Here is a 503-nt window from a genome sequence, read left to right as displayed (position 1 = left end):
AGTATATGGACTCCCGAGTTATTACAACTTGTTTAGCGAGAATAGATTAGATGCATGCGTATATTCGGGTTTTAATGAGTAGCTAACTCGACCCTAGATGTATTCGCACCTTGATGCCATTTCGCGAGCGCGGAAATAATCCAAAGGAATGATCTGGCTCTTCAAGGTCGGTCTTACCTGTTCTTCGCTATATCAAGATGTAAATAACGTCTTTGACTTACTACTCGTAAGTTAGAGGCACTTGATACTCACTGCCATAATGAAGCAATGCCCAAGCTGTTCTTGTGGTCTTATTTGCTAAAGCAACCGCGGCTTTCATTAACCCTGCACGCTGAATCAGTGACTTGAGCCAAGTCTCTTTAACATTCCTTGGCTCTCGTTTATTTACAACCTTCGCAACAGCAAGCGCTCCCTGTATCAAGCTTGAACGTAACTTCTTCTGTCCAACTTTTTTGCTGATACCCAAAAGGGTAACTCTTCCTCCAGTACTATGCTGTTTTGGA

General features: G+C 42.7%; 1 pseudogene. It reads right to left on the bottom strand.

The features are described from left to right. Positions 1 to 220 precede the first annotated feature (220 nt). A pseudogene (locus tag R7R78_RS29800) lies at positions 221 to 503 on the bottom strand (IS110 family transposase); the annotation flags it as partial.

This window comes from Vibrio sp. 2134-1 (assembly GCF_033339495.1).
This window is presented reverse-complemented; position numbering and strand designations above follow the sequence as displayed.